Here is a 19727-nt window from a genome sequence, read left to right as displayed (position 1 = left end):
TTACTCGGCTTCTGGGGTGAACGGGGTCAGCGGAGCATCGTTGTCGCTGTCGAGCAGGATCTGAACACGTTGTTCTGCCTGTTGCAGCTTTTGCTGTCCCTGACGCGCCAGCTGGACGCCTTGCTCAAATTCGTTAAGTGCGTCTTCCAGAGGCAGCTCGCCTGATTCGAGGCGGGAAACGATCTGTTCAAGTTCGGCCAGAGCCGTTTCAAAATTGGCAGGTGGTGCAGATTTTTTTGGCATAATTCTCTTTTAATATCGTTGATCAGACTGGATGATCGAAGTACTGAGGCGGCAGAGTCAGCGCTCGGCCTCAAGAGACATTCCTGTTCAGCATGACATCTGCTGCAGGGTTTTGTGCACAGAGTACCCATTTTAAGTGATATACTCTGCGCCGCAGATATTATTGCTAAGCCCAATGTGACACATATCGACCATTTGGCTTAGCAATAATAGGATCCTAGATCCTTATTCAGCGACTTACTACCCCGTTTTTTCACCCGCTAACAAAAGACTGCCATGAAGTTTATCATTAAATTGTTCCCTGAAATCACCATCAAGAGCCAATCTGTGCGTTTGCGCTTCATTAAGATCCTCTCAAGCAGCATTCGCAATATCGTGCGACCGCATGATGAGACGCTGGCGGTGGTTCGCCACTGGGATCATATCGAAGTTCGCAGCAAAGACGAAAGCAAACACGACCTGATCCAGGAATTGCTCTGCCGCATTCCGGGCATCCGTTATGTTGAAGAAGTCGAAGACCGTCCTTATACCGACGTTCACAATATCTTCGAGCAAACGCTGGAAGCTTATCGTTCTGAAGTAGAAGGCAAAACTTTCTGCGTGCGCGTTAAACGTCGTGGTAAACATGACTTCACGTCGACCGAAGTAGAACGCTATGTCGGCGGCGGTCTGAATCAGCACATCGAATCGGCAAAAGTCAGCCTGAAAGATCCGCAAGTGACGGTGAAACTGGAAATCAACGACGATCAACTGGTGCTGGTGAAAAGTCGCCTCGAAGGTCAGGGCGGTTACCCGATTGGCACGCAGGAAGATGTGATCTCGCTGATTTCCGGCGGTTTCGATTCCGGCGTATCCAGTTATATGCTGATGCGTCGCGGTTGTCGTGTGCATTACTGCTTCTTTAATCTCGGCGGTGCAGCGCACGAAATCGGCGTGAAGCAGGTGGCGCATTATCTTTGGAACCGTTTCGGCAGCTCACACCGCGTCCGCTTTATCTCCGTCGATTTCGAACCGGTAGTGGGTGAAATCCTCGAAAAAGTCGAAGACGGCCAGATGGGCGTCGTCCTGAAACGTATGATGGTACGCGCGGCATCTTCCATTGCTGAGCGCTATGGCGTGCAGGCACTGGTGACCGGCGAAGCGCTGGGCCAGGTATCCAGCCAGACGCTGACTAACCTGCGTCTGATCGACAACGTTTCTGACACACTGATCCTGCGTCCGCTGATTTCTCACGATAAAGAGCACATCATCAAGATTGCCCGTGAAATCGGTACCGAAGATTTTGCGAAAACCATGCCGGAATATTGCGGTGTGATTTCGAAAAGTCCGACGGTGAAAGCCGTGAAAGCCAAAATTGAAGCCGAAGAAGCGATGTTCGATTTCGATGTACTGGATAAAGTGGTCAGTGAAGCGCGAAACGTCGATATTCGCGAAATTGCCGCGCAGGCCGCAGAAGTGGTGCCGGAAGTAGAAACCGTGGCCGAGTTTACTTCAACGGATATCGTGCTGGATGTACGCGCACCGGATGAAGTAGAAGCGCAGCCGCTGGCGCTGGAAAACGTTGAAGTGAAGCCATTAGCGTTTTACAAGCTGGCGACACAGTTTGGCGATCTGGACCAGAGCAAAACCTATCTGCTGTATTGCGATCGTGGCGTGATGAGTCGTTTGCAGGCGCTGTATCTGAAAGAGCAAGGTTTCGATAACGTTAAGGTATATCGTCCTTAACAAGCGTACCTTCTATAAAAAAGGGGTTCAGCCATGCTGAGTCCCTTTTTTGTTTGCTCAAATTATTCCCGGTATCTTGTGGCTCAGGATTCCCGTGCACCTTCATCGGTATAATTGTAGATACCCGGTGCGAGAACCAGCTGAGCGGCAATTTCGGCGGCTTTTGTTTTTCCCAGCAGCAGATCGATAATCTTCAGGGCGAATTCCATCGATGTTCCCGGTCCCTGGCTGGTGAGCAGATTCACGCGTGGATCAAAAATTACCCGGCGATCGGACCATTTGTTCGGGTCGATTTTATCTTTTAAGCCCGGAAAACCGGTCATATTGCCGACCGGGAATAAATCATGATATTCCAGTACCAGCGCGGGTGCGGCGCAGATAGCGGCAACAATTTTACCGCTGACGTGCATCTGGCGGACTTTCTCTACCAGCAGCGGACTTTCGCTGAAACAGGTCGCACCGCCGAGACCGCCGGGCAATACAATCACATCATGATCTTCATCCGCGACATCCACCAGCGCGACGTCGGCCAGAATGCGCACGCCACGCGAGCAGCGGATCTCAAGATTTCCATCACCGGCGACGCTGGCGGTGGTAACGTTAATGCCCGCCCGCACCAGCAAATCAATCGCAGTAACGGCTTCTATTTCTTCGCTACCAGGTGCCAGGCAGACCAGAACTGACGCGCTCATAATCGTTTTCCTTTCTCTTAATCTGTTCAAATAAGCGGGTATTGACCGGCAGGGTCAGACCGAATTTGCGCCCGCGACGCAGAAGATAGCCGGTGATGTAATCAATTTCGGTATGACGCTGGTTGCGGATATCCTGCAACATCGATGAATGGTTGGCGGAGGTCGATTCAATCACCTGATAGACAAAGCTGAGCAACGATTCTCTGTGGATTTCGACGCCTTCAATCGCCATCACCTGTGCCACTTCCTGACAAATTTGTTCAATCTGATCGGCATACGCTACCAGGTCGCCGTTGGTACAATCATACAAAGCTGTCAGCGGATTAATCACACAGTTCACTGCCAGTTTATTCCACAGTGATGGCTTAATGTTGTCATGCCAGGCGACGTCCGGTAAGGCGTTATGCAGTGTATCCGCCAGAGAACTCAGCGCCGCACCTCGGGGTGTCACCGGGCCGATGTGCGTCGCTCCGGCAGCCACATGGACAATTGCATTGCCTTCATGTCGCGCCGCGTGGGTTGTCGCGCCCTGTAAAATTGCCAGGCGGTTAGCCGGTAATTCATCGACTGTACCCATGCCGTTATGCAGCAATAATATCGCGCAATTGTCATTGAGTATCGGCATCAGCGTGCTGACCGCGCCGGAAACCTGCCACGCTTTCAGCGTGACCAGCAGCAATTCGCTCTGCGCCAGATGTTCCGGGTCATTTGTTGGCATATTGCGGTTAAAAGCAATGCCTTCCGGCGAGATGACATTGACGGCACAGAAAGGCTGAGGAATACGGATCCATCCCTGAACATCGTGGCCTTGCTGATAAAGGGTTGAAAGCCAAAGTTGTCCCAGTGCACCGCAACCCAATACTGTTATTTTCATTGTGCCTCCAGGGATGTTGGGCGAATCACGCCCGCTAAATCGGCTGTAGAAAGAATATTCTGCTGTCCGGTTATCTTATTAGTATAGACATTCGTGCTGTAGATCACATTTTCACCTGCACTTTTTGACCATCGGGGCATTTTATGTTCGGTGTTTTGCTGTTGTTTGGCATCGACGGTTGAAGGCGGTATTATGCACGCCATATAACGTGCAATACAAAAACTACAGGGAGAAGCGATTATGCCGTCTTTTGACATTGTTTCCGAAATCGACATGCAGGAAGTGCGCAATGCCGTGGAAAATGCCAGCCGTGAACTGCAAACCCGCTGGGATTTCCGCAACATTCCTGCCAGCTTCGATCTCAACGAGAAAAACGAGAGTATCAAAGTCGCCAGTGAATCCGATTTCCAGGTAAACCAGCTGGTCGATATTCTGCGTGAGAAGCTAGCCAAACGTGGTATCGAAGGTGGCGCGCTGGAAATTCCTGAGCAGATGGATCACAGCGGTAAAACATACAGCGTTGAAGCTAAACTGCATTCTGGCATTGAATCTGCGCTGGCGAAGAAAATCGTCAAGCTGATTAAAGACAGTAAAATCAAAGTTCAGGCGCAGGTGCAGGGCGACGAAGTTCGCGTCACCGGCAAAGCACGTGATGATTTGCAGGCCGTAATGGCGCTGGTTAAGAAAGGTGATCTGGGCCAGCCCTTCCAGTTCAAAAACTTCCGCGACTAATAGCCTTCGTACTTCGGGCTGCAGATGCGTTGGCTGCGGTTTTTAAAGGGACGCTGTGCGTCCCTTTTTTATAGCCTTTACTTCCGCTGGCGAAGTCTTTTCACAAGTTCGAAGTCTTTAAAATAGATCGGTTTGTCGTGCTGCATAGAGAGGTTTCCGGCGATCCCGGTCAGGATCGACATTGCACCTGCGCGGTGATCGGCAGCGCGTTTTAACGGATCGTCTTTGCGCTCGCCGAACAGGTCTTCGAGCATGGCATTATCGCCGCCGCCGTGACCGCCTTCTCCCATCTGGAATTCAGCTTTCCACGGCTCTGCAAATAACGGGAAAACCGTGATTTCTGCTTTCTCGATACTACCTTCATTTTCGCGTTTGCCACCGGCATTCACGTAAGACATCTCGACGATTTTCATTTCAATGCGGCCCTGGGTGCCGTTGAATACCACATTCAGTCCTTCCCACGGCAGATACGCATTCAACGAGTAAGTCAGCTGGACTTTGTTCTGATATTTCACCAACACCGACAGCGTATCTTCAATGTTGATCCCGTCGCTGAACACGCTCTGGTCGCGGAAATAGTTATCCTCATGCTCGGCATCCAGATACAGCGCTTTGAGCTGGGCGTTGTCTTCCATATGCAGCGCAAACGGATCGTTCTGCGCCTGCGGATAACCCTGCGCGCGTGGATAAAACTGAGTAACGCCGCGTTTCTCCGCATTCTCTTTGCCGTAAAACCGCAGGTCGCCCTGAGCATAAACTTTCTCCGGCGTGCTGTTCAGCCAGAAGTTCATCAGGTCGAAATGGTGGGTGGATTTGTGTACCAGCAGGCCGCCGGAATTGCGTTTCTCACGGTGCCAGCGGCGAAAATAATCTGCACCGTGTTCGGTATTGAGCAGCCATTCAAAATGCACAGACAGCACTTCACCAATGGTGTCCTGCATCAGCAGTTCGCGCATTTTGCTGTGATGCGGTGCGTAGCGATAGTTAAACGCCACGCGCACCTGATAGCCGGTGGCATCGACGGCATCAAGAATACGCAGCGCGCGCGGCTCATCAATGGTCATCGGCTTCTCAGTTATGACGTCGCACCCCGCGTGCAGGGCGCGGACGATGTAATCGTCGTGCGTACGATCCATGCTGGTGACGATCACAATGTCCGGTTTATTCTCGTCGAGCATCGCAGAGAAATCAGCGGCTTTCCAGGTCGATACCCGGGCGATGCCGCTTTGCTCAAGCTGGCGATTCGCATAATCCATTCGCGTCTGGTTTGTATCACAGAAGGCCACAAATTTTGCGTTGTGGCGGTATTTGCCGGTGATCGCTTCAATGTATAAACCTGAGCGTCCGCCGGTGCCAACGAGAGCATATGTTTTCATGAGATCCTCAATAGGCCCGAAAGCCGTCATCACTGACAAAAATTTTTGTTAAGGAATTCTTGAGGATAATGATTACTGAGGTTTTTTAAGTGAGGGGAGTCACGCGGTGGGGATAAAATTGAAACGCTGTGCCAGTTTGCAGGCACAGCGTTTATTACGTCATAGCGCGTCAGGCAGCGCTGACCAGTTGCTCAAGGGCTTTGCGGTTGGTCTGTTTGGTATCGACCTTCACGTATGCACTGAATTCTTCCGGTACGACAACGGCTTCTGCCACGCCTGGCTGGGCGAGAATGCGTGCCTGCAGGGCGGAATCTTTCACCGCCAGTTCAGACAAGGTAATGCGCAGGCTGCTGACATACGGCGGTTCGGTCATGGTGGAACTGACCACCAACCAGACAACGGCAATCGCTGCACAGACCAGGAATACCGCACCAGCACCGGCGTGTCCGTAAACATAACCGCCTAAGCTGCCGCCAATCGCCACGCCGATAAACTGGCTGGTGGAGTAAAGTCCCATTGCGGTGCCTTTGTAGCCTGCCGGTGATTCTTTACTGATAAGCGACGGCAGAATCGCTTCCATGACGTTGAACGCCAGGAAGAACAGCTGGATACCTGCAATGACCGCCCATAAATGCAGGCCTGCCGACCACAGCACGATTTCCGCCAGCAGCAGTACGGCGACGCAGCCCATGAATACCTGTTTCATGTGGCGTTTTTTCTCGGCATAGATAATCACCGGAATGACGGCGACGAAAGAGGTCAGCATGGTCACAAGATACACACGCCAGTGTTCACTAGGCGGGAATCCGGCGTGTTCCATGACTTGCGGTAACACCACAAAACTCGACATCAGCAAAACGTGCAAACACAGAATGCCGAAGTTGAGTTTGAGCAGTTTGGCGTTGCTCAGCACTTTGCCAAAGCTGCCTTTCACCATGCTCGATTCACGATTGAGAATGTGCGTGGCAGGGGAGGGCACCACGGCAACGGTAATAATGATGCCGAGAATAGTCAGTACCGCGATCGCCCAGAACAGGGCGTGTAAACCCCAGGCGTGGGTGATGATCGGGCCGAGTACCATCGCAATCGCAAAGGTAATGCCGAAGCTGATGCCGATGAACGCCATCGCTTTGGTGCGGTTTTGTTCGCGGGTCAGGTCAGAAAGCAGGGCCATCACGGCGGCGGCAATCGCGCCGGAGCCTTGCAGGGCACGACCAATGATCACGCCCCAGATAGATTCGGTTGAAGCAGCCACAATGCTGCCGATACAGAAGATGACCAGACCAAAGACGATCAGGGGTTTGCGGCCAACGCGATCAGAAAGCAGTCCAAATGGGATCTGGAAAACGGCCTGTGCCAGTCCGTAAATACCGATAGCGATGCCGATAAGCGTTTCGCTGGCGCCGGAGAGTTTCATGCCATAGGTGGTCAGCACCGGCAGAACCATGAACATGCCGAGCATGCGTAAAGAAAATACTGTCCCTAGTCCCCATGTAGCCCGACTTTCCTGCGGGGTCATCTGGTTATCGTTCACATTACTACCTCAAAATAACAATCCGACATTTTAATGATTAAGCCGGCCTGGGTAAAACGATGGATCTTTAGCAGATATTACGGGAGTGGTCTGACTGAAAGAGCAAAAGAAAAGGCCAGTATTGCTACTGGCCTTTCGCTATGATTTCAGAGCGTTACACTGAAATTGAATGTTACCAAACGTAGGTCAGCAACGATGTCGGTGCAGAATTAAAATCCACGGACATCATGAAGCTCAGCGACATGATAGTGATGATGGAGAAACCAAACAGTTTTCTTGCCCACACCACGTCGTTTTCCGTTTTGTAACCTTTCAGTGCCATGCCCAGCCACCAGATACTGACAGCGGCGGCCACAACCAGGTATTTATAACCTGCGTACCCGCTCAGGGTCAGCATCAGCGTCGCAATCATAAACGCCAGAATGTAGACGATAATATGATGCTTGGCGACGGAGATGCCTTTCACCACTGGCAGAACCGGGATGCCTGCTGCCTGATAATCTTTAAAGCGGAAGATGGCAATCGCGTACGAATGCGGCATCTGCCACAGGCTGAAGATCAGAAGCAGGATCAGGGCACCGGTATCGAACTGGCCTGAAACGGCGCAGTAACCGATAACCGGTGGCGCTGCGCCAGACAAGCTGCCGATCAACGTGCCGTATACCGAGTTGCGCTTCATGTACAGGCTGTAAACGCCGACATAAACCACAAAGCCCATCACTGCCAGCCACATCGCCAGCGGATTTGCTCCGATATACAACAACGCAAAGCCCGCAATACCCAGAATGGTCGCGTAAACCAGGCTTGTTTTCGGCGGAATAAGCCCTTTCACCAGGACCCGGTTCTTCGTTCTTTCCATGATCCGGTCGATGTCGCGGTCGATAAAGTTGTTAAATACACAACCCGATGCGACAACCAGCGAAACACCCACCAGCGTGGCGAGAAAGAGTGGGAAGTCGATGCTGCCTTTGGCAGCAAGGAGGAATCCCCCGATGACAGAAATTAAGTTGCCGAAAATAATTCCTGGTTTCGTTACTTGCAGGTATTGCTTAATCATCACGTGCAGCTCGGCTCTTTAACTGACCATCATATTGAGGTTGAGGTTATACATAATCCACAATGAGCCCACAACGACGATAAAGATAATCACAGCGGTGAACAGAAGTGCCACCAGGTTCCAGCGCTCTTCCGACGACGTATTCATGTGCAGGAAGAACACCAGATGGACAACGATCTGGATGATTGCGGACGCAACCACGGTACCCAGGATCAGTGAATGTGATGCCGTGTCGGTCATGACCATGGCAAACGGGATCACCGTCAGGATAACCGACAAGATGAAGCCAATAGCGTATGACTTCAGGCTGCCGTGGCTTGCGCCACCATGGGAAGTAGCAGAATGACTCATTACATCGCTCCCATCAGATAAACAACGGTAAACACGCAGATCCACACCACGTCCAGGAAGTGCCAGAACAGGCTCAGACACATCAGACGGGTTTTGTTGACTTCAGTCAGACCGCGACGTGAAACCTGAACCATCATAGTCAGGATCCAAATCAGACCACAGGTCACGTGCAGACCGTGGGTGGCGACCAGCGCAAAGAAGCCAGACAGGAAACCACTGCGTTGCGGGCCATAGCCTTCAGCAATCAGGTGATGGAATTCATAGAGTTCCATTCCGATGAAGCCTAAACCGAACAGGAAAGTCAGGAACAACCAGCCGTTAACAGCTGCTTTGTTGCCTTTGTTCATGCCCAGCATCGCAAAGCCGTAAGTGATACTACTGAACAGCAGGCAGAAGGTTTCTACCAGCACGAACGGCAGTTCAAAAATGTCTTTACCAGAGGGACCGCCAGCGGTCCCGTTTACCAGTACTGCATACGTTGCGAACAGGCTCGCAAACAAGATGCAGTCACTCATCAGGTAGATCCAGAAGCCGAAGACTTTGGTTGCACCTGCGTCGTGGTGCCCATGCTCAGCATGGGCCTCATCGTGGTGAGTCAGAGTATCAGTTGCCATGTTTCACACCTGCTTTACGGATTTGTTCATAATGTTGGTTTTCAATACGTTCCACTTCTTCAACTGGCACGTAGTAATCAACATCTTCGTCGAAGCTTTTCGCAATCCAGGTCACAACCAGCGCAATGAAGCTCACTGCTGCCAGCCACCAGATATCCCAGATTAAAGCGAAACCACAAACCAGACTCAGCATAGCGATGATGAAACCGGCGCCGCTGTTACGTGGCATATGAATCGGTTCATATTTAGCAGGCTGCTTGTAAGCGGTGCCTTTCTCTTTCATGTCCCAAAACTCATCACGGTCGTGAATTTGCGGCACGATAGCGAAGTTGTAGAACGGAGGAGGAGAAGAGGTTGACCACTCCAGAGTACGTGCGCCCCATGGGTCACCGGTCAGATCACGGTTCTGGTCGCGGTCGCGAACGGAAACGAAGATCATGATCAGCTGGCAGAGGATACCGCAGGCAATCAGTGCAGCACCGCATGCCGCAACAACCAGCAACGGGTGGAACTCAGGATCGATGTTCTGGCTGACACGACGGGTCATACCCATGAAGCCCAGTACGTACAGTGGCATGAACGCAACGAAGAAACCGATGATCCAGAACCAGAATGAACGCACACCCCATTTTTCGTTCAGCGTGAAGCCGAAGGATTTAGGGAACCAGTAAGTCAGACCTGCGAAGCAACCGAAGACCACACCACCGATGATTACGTTATGGAAGTGGGCAATCAGGAACAGGCTGTTGTGCAGCACGAAGTCAGCACCCGGAACCGCCAGCAGAACGCCGGTCATACCACCCACAGAGAAGGTGATGATGAAGCCAACGGTCCACAGCATCGCTGCATTCAGCGTGATACGGCCCTGATACATGGTGAACAGCCAGTTGAAGATTTTTACCCCGGTCGGGATAGAAATGATCATCGTCATGATGCCGAAGAAGGCATTGACGTTTGCGCCTGAACCCATGGTGAAGAAGTGGTGCAGCCAAACGATGAACGACAACACGGTGATGGCGATGGTTGCCCATACCAGCGAGGTGTAACCGAACAGACGTTTTTTGGAGAACGTTGCGGTAACTTCTGAGAACACACCAAATACTGGCAGAACCAAAATGTACACTTCCGGATGGCCCCAGGCCCAAATCAGGTTGATGTACATCATCATGTTGCCGCCCATATCATTCGTGAAGAAATGGGTGCCCAGATAACGGTCTAAAGTCAGCAGTGCAACAGTCACGGTCAGGATCGGGAAGGACACGATAATCAACACGTTGGTGCACAGTGCGGCCCAGGTAAATACCGGCATTTTCATCAGCGGCATACCAGGAGCGCGCATCTTCAGGATGGTCGCAAAGAAGTTAACACCGGTCAGCAAGGTACCGACACCGGATATCTGGAGACTCCAGATCCAGTAATCTACCCCGACCCCCGGACTGTATTCCTTACCTGACAGTGGCGGATAGGCCAACCAGCCGGTCTGTGCGAATTCACCCACACCCAGAGAGATGTTGATCAACACAACAGCAGCGGCGGTAAACCAGAAGCTCACGTTGTTCAGGAACGGGAACGCAACGTCGCGCGCACCGATTTGCAAAGGAACAACCACGTTCATCAGACCGATTACGAAAGGCATCGCCATGAAGAAGATCATGATTACGCCGTGCGCGGTGAAGATTTGGTCGTAGTGATGAGGCGGCAGGAAGCCCGGTTCACCTGCAGAAGCAAGAACCTGCTGGCTACGCATCATGATGGCATCGGCAAAGCCACGCAGAAGCATGACGAAGGCCAGAATGATATACATGATACCTAATTTTTTGTGGTCGACAGACGTCAGCCACTCGGTCCACAGATACTTCCACTTACCGAAATAGGTGATGCCGGCAAGGACTGCCAGACCACCAATGATAATCGCGGCAACTGTGACCATGATAATCGGTTCATGATACGGAACCGAATCAAGCGTTAATTTTCCGAACATCGTTTATTCCTCGGCTCCGGCTGCGTGAGACTGTCCACCCATATCCATGCCTTTCATGTCGCTGCCTGCTGGCATTGGCATGGTGTGACCTTCTGGCGCTGCCTTCATGTCATGCATGGAGTATTTGCCAATGATTTCTTTGAACAAACCAGGTTTTGCAACAGAGAAGTATTCGACCGGGTTGTCGATACTCTGTGCAGCCAGTTTGTTGAAGTCATCAGTGGTTGCCAGTTGGTTCGGTGCGCTTTTCACTTTCGCTACCCAGGTGTCGAAATCGGCACGGGTTGGAGTCGCAATCGTGTTGAACTTCATGCCAGAGAAACCGCGGCCGCTGAAGCTTGCTGAGATGCCCTTGTAGGTACCGGCTTCATTTGCAATCAAATGCAACTGAGTCTGCATACCGGCCATCGCATAAATCTGCCCGCCTAACTGAGGAATAAAGAACGAGTTCATCACAGAGTCAGAAGTGACTTTGAACTGAACCGGCACATCTTTAGGAATGACGAGTTCGTTAACGGTAGCGATCCCCTGTTCCGGATAAATGAACAACCATTTCCAGTCCAGAGAAACGACTTCAACCGTCATCGGTTTTTCGTCAGTCACGATAGGCTTGAACGGATCAAGCGAGTGGGTGGTTTTCCAGGTTATCGTTGCCAGGATGGCAATGATAATAATTGGAACTGTCCAGACGACGGCTTCAATCTTGTTGGAGTGGGACCAATCAGGACTGTATTTTGCTTTTGTGTTGGAAGCACGATACTTCCACGCAAAGGCAAACGCCATGATAATAACTGGTATAACAACGATCAGCATTAAACCGATAGCGGTTAAAATCAGCGTTCTCTGCTCGAGTCCAATTGCTCCCTTGGGATCCATCAATGCCGTATTGCAACCGCTCAACAATAACGCGGAAGCAAATAAGGACAACATCCCAATACTTTTATTGTATTTCTTAAGTCTCATCTAACGACCTCAATAACTAGGGCTCTATTGTCGCTTCAGGTGTGCGGGCATTTTACGGGAAGGTTGCAGGACTGTAAACACGCTTAAACAAGTGTCAAGCCGCTGTTGACACTTTATGTTAACGCAGTCACACATGTCACGGATCGTGACAATTTACAGTGGGCAACAATATGTTGCGTATAGATTTTTTTCTATAGTGATGAAAAACAAGGGGTGACAGATTTTCTCAATATTATTGCCGGCCGATATCCGATCGATAGGTTTAATTAATGTTAAATTAATGTTTAAAACGAGTGAAATAAAATCAACAAAAAGCGGCGGAGAAAAATTATCCCCGCGAATATTATTTTTTCTGAATTTAAATTGTTGAGTGATATTTATTGATCAGTTGTTAAATGAATGCGCCACTCATTTCAAATGAATGGCGGCAAATCATGAACGTGCGGTACGGCGCAGAGATAAAAAGTCGAGCAGGCTGCCTAAAATAACACCAGTCAGACATATAAATGCGCCAGTTTCCAGCAAAACTGTCGCCAGAGCTTGCCAGGAAGCCCAGCCCATACTGTCGGCAATCAGTGTGACCAGCCACAGGATCAGCAGCACGCTTCCTGTCAGCAGAAAACGCAGCGCCCACCTGTAGGATTTTGCAAAGTGAACGCGTGGCAGGAAGCTGTCGGTGCTTTGAGTGTATTCCAGCGTCTGTCTGCAAACCGCCAGCAGCAGTAAACCGGGGACCGCCGCCACAATCGAGAAAAGATAAAACCACGGCCAGCCATAGGCTTCCACAAACCAGCCTGCAATCGGCCCGACATATACACGGCCCACGGCTGATAGCGCAGAAAGCAACGCAAACTGCGTGGCAGAAAACGAGCGGTTACACAACGTCATCAGCAATGCGACAAAGGCCGCCGTCCCCATCCCCCCGCAAAGATTTTCGAAGAAAATCGCCGTGCCCATGGTGATCAAATCTTTATCTGTAACGGCAAGGATCCAGTAACCCGCATTGGATACAGCCTGCAAAATCCCGAACAGCATCAGTGCGCGGAACAGGCTCAGACGTTGCATCAGCATCCCGCCCAGCAGGGCGCCAAAAATTGTGGCCGCCAGACCGAGCGTTTTATTTACCAGTCCGACTTCTCCGGCATCAAATCCGACGCCGCGGATCAAAAATGTGGTGCTCAGGCTGCCTGCGAATGCATCGCCCATTTTGTACATCACGATGAGCAGTAAAATCAGCCAGGCATTGTTACGGCCAAAGAAGTCTTTCAGCGGCGCGACGACCGCCATTTCGAGGGTACGCGGTGCCGGTTGCGAGTTTTCAGGTTCCGGCGACAGCAGGGTGGCGATAACGCCAGTCAGCATCAGACCTGACATCAGCCAGTACATGTGTTGCCAGCCGAGGTAGCGATCTGCCAGCCATAAGGCCAGTCCGCCGGATACCAGCATCGCCAGCCGGTAGCCCAGTACGGAAACTGCCGCGCCGTTCCCGCGCTCTTCCGGTGGCAATAAATCAGTTTTGTAGGCGTCGAAAACGATGTCCTGCGACGCGGAAGCGAAGGCTATCAGCACTGCCAGCGACGCCAGCCAAAATAAATCTTTGGAGGGATCCATAAATCCCATCGCGAAAATCGCCACCACCAGCAGGAGTTGCGTCAGTATCAGCCAGCCGCGTCTGCGCCCGAGGAAAGAGGGCGTATAACGGTCCATCATCGGTGACCACAGGAATTTAAAAACGTAAGCCTGACCGACCAGCGAGAAAATCCCGATGGTTTTCAGATCGACGTTTTCCACTGTCATCCACGCCTGCAATGTGCCGGATGTCAGCGCCAGCGGTAAGCCGGAAGCAAAGCCCAGAAGCAGTAAAATGACGGTATTACGCTGCGTGAAAATCTTGAAATACTGACCTTTCATTAAAATTGTGTTCCTGCGTACCGGTGAGAGAGTGGCGCATACGCATAATAAAGGAAGGGATGCTTATCGGGAAAGACAATCACTTGCCTCAGAAAGCATTCTGCCCGGACAAGCCGGGCAGAAGTGTTCACTCTTACAGCAGAAACTTATCGCGCGTTAGCTTTGATGAAGTCGCTGATGCTGGTATCTGAGGCCATGTCGCTAATGACATCACCCAGAGTGGTGTTAACCGCATTGGTGATTTTCGCGTTAGTCGCAGACAGTGCGCCCTGAACGTTGTACGTCGAGCGGTAGTTTTTCACCTGTTTGCTGCCATTTTTAGCCGTTGCAATGATAGAGATATCGGCTTTAGTGGTGATGTTATAACGAAGGTTACCTTCCTGAACATCTGCATACAGATTGTTCACGACGATTTGCAGATCCACAGCGCCGTCAGCACCGACCATGTAACCACGGGCGGTCATTTGTTTCTCCAGAGATTCCTGCAGCAGGAAACGCAGGTCACGGGAAGGCGTAAGGGAAATCAGCTGGCCGTCACGGTTTACTTTTGCCAGTGCCTGATCCTGACGCTGGTCAGCACCGTTGATGCTGATGGTGATGCCCTGGAGGGTAGGATCCTGTGAAGGCAATACAATTTTCGGAGAAACGTCCAGCGTGTTAGTGCTGGTGGCACAGCCTGCCAGCATCAACATCGCCAGAACCGGGAAAATAATTTTCTTTAGCATGTGTATTTTCTCAATATTAATAAGGGAATAGTGCTCAAAATTTTGCCGACATCATAACATTGCCATTTTCCGGGGGAAGTCCCAAAAATCCGGAAAACGTCTTTTTTGCGCTTTTTTTCAGCAAAGAAGTCGTTAACCTGCGGATGACATTCATCATCCGTGGCGGAACAGCACTTTCTTTGACAGAATCAGCTTTGACAGGCTGAGCGGCGTTTTTATCAATCTGCAGCAGAAATTTATTGTTCTGACATGCATAGAGTCCGGAAAACAGCCTATCATTATAGAGAGATAGAAGTACCAGACAGACGCAGTTCTCAGCTGATGCGGTGTAAGGAGATTGCTATGATTCGTGAGCAAATAGAAGCAAAATTAGTTGAAGCATTCGAACCTGCGTTTCTGGAAGTGACTGACGAAAGCTATCGTCATAATGTCCCGGCAGGCTCCGAGAGCCATTTTAAAGTCGTCATGGTGTCCGATAAGTTTATCGGCGAGCGTTTCCTGGCGCGTCATCGTGCAATTTATGGAAGATTAACCGAAGAGCTGGCGGGCAGCGTTCATGCACTGGCACTGCATACTTACACCCTGAAAGAATGGGAAGGTTTGCAGGATACGGTTCCGGCCTCTCCGCCTTGTCGCGGCGCGGGCACAATGGCGTAATCGTCACGATTTGATTCAAAAAAGGCATAAATATCGGCATTTGAGACGGTAAAACTGGAACTTTCCTTGTCAGATGCGGTATTAGTAGATGCGAATTTCAAGAAACGGCCCGCGGGCCGTTTTTGTTTTTCTTCTGACGGACAGACGGCAAGGCGAAATGCCTTTGCAATGACCGCTTTTTTCGATGGATCGATTCCCGTGTGAGTTTCCTCCCGCGTAACAGATACCGTCCTCGACTCAATGCGTCTGCGTCGCTATAATGTCGCGTCTAATTTTTCCGGAATGGTTTCGGACTCTCTCGAATACAGGGCTACGTTCTGATACAGAACTGTCCCGGTTCTTAGAAGTCGTTTTCAAGGTAAGTTCGCGCACTCGATGCTGCTTCTCATCTTGAGAACGACTTCTGGAGTTGACCGAGCACTGTGATTTTTTTTTGAGGTAACAAGATGCAAGTTTCTGTTGAAACCACTCAAGGCCTTGGGCGCCGCGTAACGATTACTGTTCCTGCTGAAAGCATTGAAAAAGCAGTGAGCAGTGAACTGATCAACGTCTCTAAAAAAGTACGTATTGACGGCTTCCGTAAAGGCAAAGTACCAAGCCACATCATCGAACAGCGTTACGGCGCGTCAGTACGTCAGGACGTGCTGGGTGATCTGATGCAACGCAATTTCGTTGATGCGATCATCAAAGAAAAAATCAATCCGGCTGGCGCACCTAACTATATCCCGGGTGAGTACAAGCAAGGTGAAGACTTCAATTTCTCCGTAGAATTCGAAGTGTACCCGGAAGTTGAGCTGAAAGATCTGGAAAACATCGAAGTTGAAAAACCTGTTGTTGAAGTTAACGACGCTGATGTTGATACCATGCTGGAAACTCTGCGTAAGCAACAAGCTGACTGGAAAGAAACTGACGCTGCAGCCACTGCTGAAGACCGCGTAACCGTTGATTTCTCCGGTTCTATCGACGGTGAAGATTTCGAAGGCGGCAAAGCCTCTGATTTCGTACTGGCTATGGGCCAGGGCCGCATGATCCCAGGCTTCGAAGAAGGTCTGGTCGGTCACAAAGCGGGTGAAGAATTCACAATCGACGTGAACTTCCCGGAAGACTACCACGCTGAAAACCTGAAAGGTAAAGCAGCTAAGTTCGCGATCACTCTGAAGAAAGTTGAAGAGCGTGAACTGCCAGAACTGACGCCAGAATTCATCAAACGTTTCGGCGTGGCTGATGGTTCTGTTGAAGGTCTGCGCGCTGAAGTGCGTAAAAACATGGAACGCGAGCTGAAAGGTGCTGTTCGTAACCGCATCAAAACTCAGGCAATCGACGGTCTGGTCAGCGCTAACGAAATCGACGTGCCAGCTGCACTGATCGACGGCGAAGTAGATGTTCTGCGTCGTCAGGCTGCACAACGTTTCGGCGGCAACGAAAAACAAGCGCTGGAACTGCCACGTGAGTTGTTCGAAGAGCAAGCTAAACGTCGCGTCGTTGTTGGTCTGCTGCTGGGTGAAGTGATCAGCCAGCACGAACTGAAAGCTGACGAAGATCGCGTTAAAGCGCTGATCGAAGAAATGGCTTCTGCGTACGAAGATCCACAAGAAGTTGTTGAGTTCTACAGCAAAAACAAAGAGCTGATGAACAACATGCGTAACGTCGCTCTGGAAGAACAAGCGGTCGAAACTCTGTTGTCTAAAGCGAAAGTGACTGAAAAAGCCACTACCTTTACTGAGCTGATGAACCAGACTCAACCTGCATAAGTTAATTGCACGTTGCTGAACCTGTTTACAGGTTCGCTTCTCAGGCCCGCAGTTTTTACTGCGGGCTTTTTATTTGCTGAAAATCAGGTGTTTTTTGTTTTTGACTGTTGTTTTTGCACTATATTTATCACTATAAGGCACAGCCCACGTAGAAACCTCACACTGGCCTCATCCAGAATGGCTTTCACCGGTTCAGGACAGCGTGAGAAAAAGAAATATTCCTGCAGGCTTGAAAAAAGGGGCTAAATCCCCCAATTGATAAGAACGAACCCAGGTAAATTTGTAGTTAAAATCTGACTGATAACGACCGTCAGGCGTGTAAATGGCGACTTGGCCGCTTGAGCATAGTCATGTGTGCCTATCTCAAGTAGAATCGGTTTTAAAGAGCGCCAAACAGAATCTATTAGGAGACGGTTATGTCATACAGTGGTGAAAGAGAGCAATTTGCACCAAACATGGCGTTGGTACCCATGGTGGTTGAGCAAACTTCACGGGGCGAACGTTCATACGACATCTTCTCCCGTCTGCTTAAGGAACGCATCATCTTCCTGACAGGTCAGGTTGAAGACCATATGGCTAACCTGATTGTTGCCCAGATGCTGTTTCTGGAAGCAGAAAGTCCGGAAAAAGACATTTATCTTTATATCAACTCACCGGGTGGTGTGATCACTGCCGGTATGTCGATTTATGACACCATGCAGTTTATCAAACCGGACGTCAGCACCATTTGTATGGGGCAGGCTTGTTCAATGGGGGCATTCCTGTTGACCGCCGGTGCAGAGGGCAAACGTTTCTGTCTGCCAAACTCACGCGTGATGATCCACCAGCCACTGGGCGGTTTCCAGGGCCAGGCGACGGACATCGAAATCCACGCAAAAGAAATTCTCAAAGTGAAATCACGTATGAATGAGCTGATGGCGAAACATACGGGTAAAACTCTTGAAGAAATAGAGCGTGACACTGAGCGTGACCGTTTCCTGTCTGCTGATGAGGCTGTACAGTACGGGTTAGTGGATTCCGTATTTACCCATCGCGCCTGACGGCTTATTTCTGCCGGGCTGATGGTCTATAGTTATACTCATACGGATGTCTCAACGGCAGGTTTTGTATTAAGCAAAACCTGCCTGCCATGAGTCATAACAGGAATGAACAGACATCAGCCAATCATGCGGCTGTTGTGTAATATGGTCGTGCCGTGGTGTTCTTGTTACGCTGCGGGACTGATACTAGAGAAGAGGTTTACTGATGACAGATAAGCGCAAAGACGGTTCAGGAAAGCTGCTGTACTGCTCTTTTTGCGGCAAAAGCCAGCATGAAGTGCGTAAGCTGATTGCCGGGCCGTCAGTGTATATCTGCGATGAATGTGTCGATTTGTGTAATGACATTATTCGCGAAGAGATCAAAGAAGTCGCGCCACACCGTGAACGCAGTGCATTACCGACGCCGCATGAAATCCGTCAGCACCTTGACGATTATGTCATCGGCCAGGAACCTGCGAAAAAAGTGCTGGCTGTGGCTGTGTACAACCACTACAAGCGCCTGCGTAATGGCGATACCAGCAACGGTATCGAATTAGGCAAGAGCAACATTCTGCTGATCGGGCCAACCGGTAGCGGTAAAACGCTGCTGGCTGAAACCCTGGCGCGTTTCCTGGATGTGCCATTTACGATGGCTGATGCTACCACGCTGACCGAAGCGGGTTACGTTGGTGAAGACGTCGAAAATATTATCCAGAAGCTGCTGCAGAAATGTGACTACGACGTACAGAAAGCGCAACGCGGCATTGTTTACATTGATGAAATCGATAAGATTTCCCGCAAATCTGACAACCCGTCTATCACGCGTGACGTGTCGGGCGAAGGTGTTCAGCAAGCGCTGCTGAAACTGATTGAAGGCACAGTGGCTGCCGTTCCACCGCAAGGCGGACGTAAGCATCCTCAGCAAGAATTCCTGCAAGTTGATACATCGAAAATCCTCTTTATCTGTGGCGGCGCATTTGCCGGTCTGGATAAAGTGATTGGTCAGCGTATCAACACCAATACCGGTATCGGTTTTGGTGCAGAAGTGAAAGGCAAAGAACAGAAAGCGACCGAAGGTCAGTTGCTGGCGCAGGCTGAACCAGAAGATTTGATCAAATTTGGTCTGATCCCTGAGTTCATCGGCCGTCTGCCCGTGGTAGCGACCCTGAGCGAGCTGAACGAAGAAGCTCTGATTCAGATTCTGAAAGAGCCGAAAAATGCCCTGACTAAGCAATATCAGGCATTGTTCAATCTGGAAGGCGTTGAACTGGAATTCCGCGATGAAGCGCTGGTTGCGATTGCGAAAAAAGCCATGGTCCGTAAAACCGGTGCCCGTGGTCTGCGTTCCATCGTAGAAGCCGCATTGCTGGACACTATGTATGATCTGCCGTCTCTCGAAGATGTCGAAAAAGTGGTGATTGATGAGTCCGTGATTGCGGGCCAGTCAGAACCTCTGATGATTTATGGCAAACCAGAAGCACAACAGGCATCTGGCGAATAATTAGCCAATCTATCCAGAGAG

At 50.5% G+C, this 19727-nt stretch carries 18 protein-coding genes; 6 read left to right on the top strand and 12 right to left on the bottom strand.

Annotated elements, in window-relative coordinates; all coding sequences use genetic code 11:
- Positions 1–243, bottom strand: coding sequence for an exodeoxyribonuclease VII small subunit (xseB, locus tag ACM615_RS10050; RefSeq protein WP_013576657.1), 243 nt, complete (start codon positions 241–243; stop codon positions 1–3).
- Between the two features lie 276 nt (positions 244–519).
- Between xseB and thiI the strand changes: the two genes are divergently transcribed.
- Entirely contained in the window at positions 520–1968 is a 1449-nt protein-coding gene (gene thiI, locus ACM615_RS10045) for a tRNA uracil 4-sulfurtransferase ThiI (protein WP_113876150.1), read from the top strand.
- Between the two features lie 83 nt (positions 1969–2051).
- On the opposite strand, the gene yajL is transcribed toward thiI, so the two are convergent.
- Positions 2052–2660, bottom strand: coding sequence for a protein deglycase YajL (gene yajL / locus ACM615_RS10040; protein ID WP_112287498.1), 609 nt, complete (start codon positions 2658–2660; stop codon positions 2052–2054).
- Entirely contained in the window at positions 2623–3534 is a 912-nt protein-coding gene (panE, locus tag ACM615_RS10035) for a 2-dehydropantoate 2-reductase (protein WP_113876149.1), read from the bottom strand. The genes yajL and panE overlap by 38 nt, the downstream gene beginning before the upstream one ends.
- Before the next feature lie 240 nt (positions 3535–3774).
- On the opposite strand from panE, the gene ACM615_RS10030 reads away from it, so the two are divergent.
- On the top strand, positions 3775–4266 hold the full coding sequence (locus ACM615_RS10030; protein WP_112287500.1) for a YajQ family cyclic di-GMP-binding protein: 492 nt from the start codon (positions 3775–3777) through the stop codon (positions 4264–4266).
- 77 nt (positions 4267–4343) lie between these two features.
- On the opposite strand, the gene ACM615_RS10025 is transcribed toward ACM615_RS10030, so the two are convergent.
- The 9 genes from ACM615_RS10025 to ACM615_RS09985 form a co-directional block, all read right to left on the bottom strand.
- Positions 4344–5642, bottom strand: a complete 1299-nt coding sequence (locus tag ACM615_RS10025; protein ID WP_431011824.1) for a Gfo/Idh/MocA family protein — start codon at positions 5640–5642, stop codon at positions 4344–4346.
- 169 nt (positions 5643–5811) lie between these two features.
- A complete protein-coding gene (locus tag ACM615_RS10020) occupies positions 5812–7176 on the bottom strand; it encodes an MFS transporter (protein ID WP_113876147.1) in 1365 nt (454 codons plus the stop codon).
- Positions 7177–7348: 172 nt separating this feature from the next.
- Complete coding sequence (gene cyoE, locus ACM615_RS10015) at positions 7349–8233, bottom strand: heme o synthase (protein WP_112287502.1); 885 nt, start codon at positions 8231–8233, stop codon at positions 7349–7351.
- A gap of 18 nt (positions 8234–8251) precedes the next feature.
- Positions 8252–8584: a cytochrome o ubiquinol oxidase subunit IV gene (locus tag ACM615_RS10010; protein WP_013576648.1), complete on the bottom strand. Its 333-nt coding sequence runs from the start codon at positions 8582–8584 to the stop codon at positions 8252–8254.
- Complete coding sequence (locus ACM615_RS10005) at positions 8584–9198, bottom strand: cytochrome o ubiquinol oxidase subunit III (RefSeq protein ID WP_013576647.1); 615 nt, start codon at positions 9196–9198, stop codon at positions 8584–8586. The genes ACM615_RS10010 and ACM615_RS10005 overlap by 1 nt, the downstream gene beginning before the upstream one ends.
- On the bottom strand, positions 9188–11179 hold the full coding sequence (gene cyoB / locus ACM615_RS10000; RefSeq protein ID WP_113876146.1) for a cytochrome o ubiquinol oxidase subunit I: 1992 nt from the start codon (positions 11177–11179) through the stop codon (positions 9188–9190). The genes ACM615_RS10005 and cyoB overlap by 11 nt, the downstream gene beginning before the upstream one ends.
- A 3-nt stretch (positions 11180–11182) precedes the next feature.
- A complete protein-coding gene (cyoA, locus tag ACM615_RS09995) occupies positions 11183–12142 on the bottom strand; it encodes a cytochrome o ubiquinol oxidase subunit II (protein ID WP_112287504.1) in 960 nt (319 codons plus the stop codon).
- Positions 12143–12574: 432 nt separating this feature from the next.
- Entirely contained in the window at positions 12575–14053 is a 1479-nt protein-coding gene (gene ampG / locus ACM615_RS09990) for a muropeptide MFS transporter AmpG (RefSeq protein WP_113876145.1), read from the bottom strand.
- Between the two features lie 146 nt (positions 14054–14199).
- Entirely contained in the window at positions 14200–14778 is a 579-nt protein-coding gene (locus tag ACM615_RS09985) for a lipoprotein (RefSeq protein WP_113876144.1), read from the bottom strand.
- Positions 14779–15120: 342 nt separating this feature from the next.
- On the opposite strand from ACM615_RS09985, the gene bolA reads away from it, so the two are divergent.
- The 4 genes from bolA (at position 15121) to clpX (ending at position 19706) form a co-directional block, all read left to right on the top strand.
- On the top strand, positions 15121–15435 hold the full coding sequence (gene bolA / locus ACM615_RS09980; protein ID WP_013576642.1) for a transcriptional regulator BolA: 315 nt from the start codon (positions 15121–15123) through the stop codon (positions 15433–15435).
- A 446-nt stretch (positions 15436–15881) separates the two neighbouring features.
- The gene (tig, locus tag ACM615_RS09975; RefSeq protein ID WP_112287507.1) at positions 15882–17186 is read left to right on the top strand and encodes a trigger factor; all 1305 of its coding nucleotides are present in this window, start codon (positions 15882–15884) and stop codon (positions 17184–17186) included.
- A 416-nt stretch (positions 17187–17602) separates the two neighbouring features.
- Entirely contained in the window at positions 17603–18226 is a 624-nt protein-coding gene (clpP, locus tag ACM615_RS09970; protein WP_056771081.1) for an ATP-dependent Clp endopeptidase proteolytic subunit ClpP, read from the top strand.
- Positions 18227–18431: 205 nt separating this feature from the next.
- On the top strand, positions 18432–19706 hold the full coding sequence (gene clpX, locus ACM615_RS09965; protein WP_112287508.1) for an ATP-dependent protease ATP-binding subunit ClpX: 1275 nt from the start codon (positions 18432–18434) through the stop codon (positions 19704–19706).
- The last annotated feature ends 21 nt before the right edge of the window (positions 19707–19727 follow it).

It is taken from the genome of Rahnella sp. PAMC25617 (assembly GCF_050606005.1).
Lineage (GTDB): Bacteria > Pseudomonadota > Gammaproteobacteria > Enterobacterales > Enterobacteriaceae > Rahnella > Rahnella variigena.
Note: the sequence above shows the minus strand (reverse complement) of the source record. Positions and strands in the feature narration are given on the sequence as shown.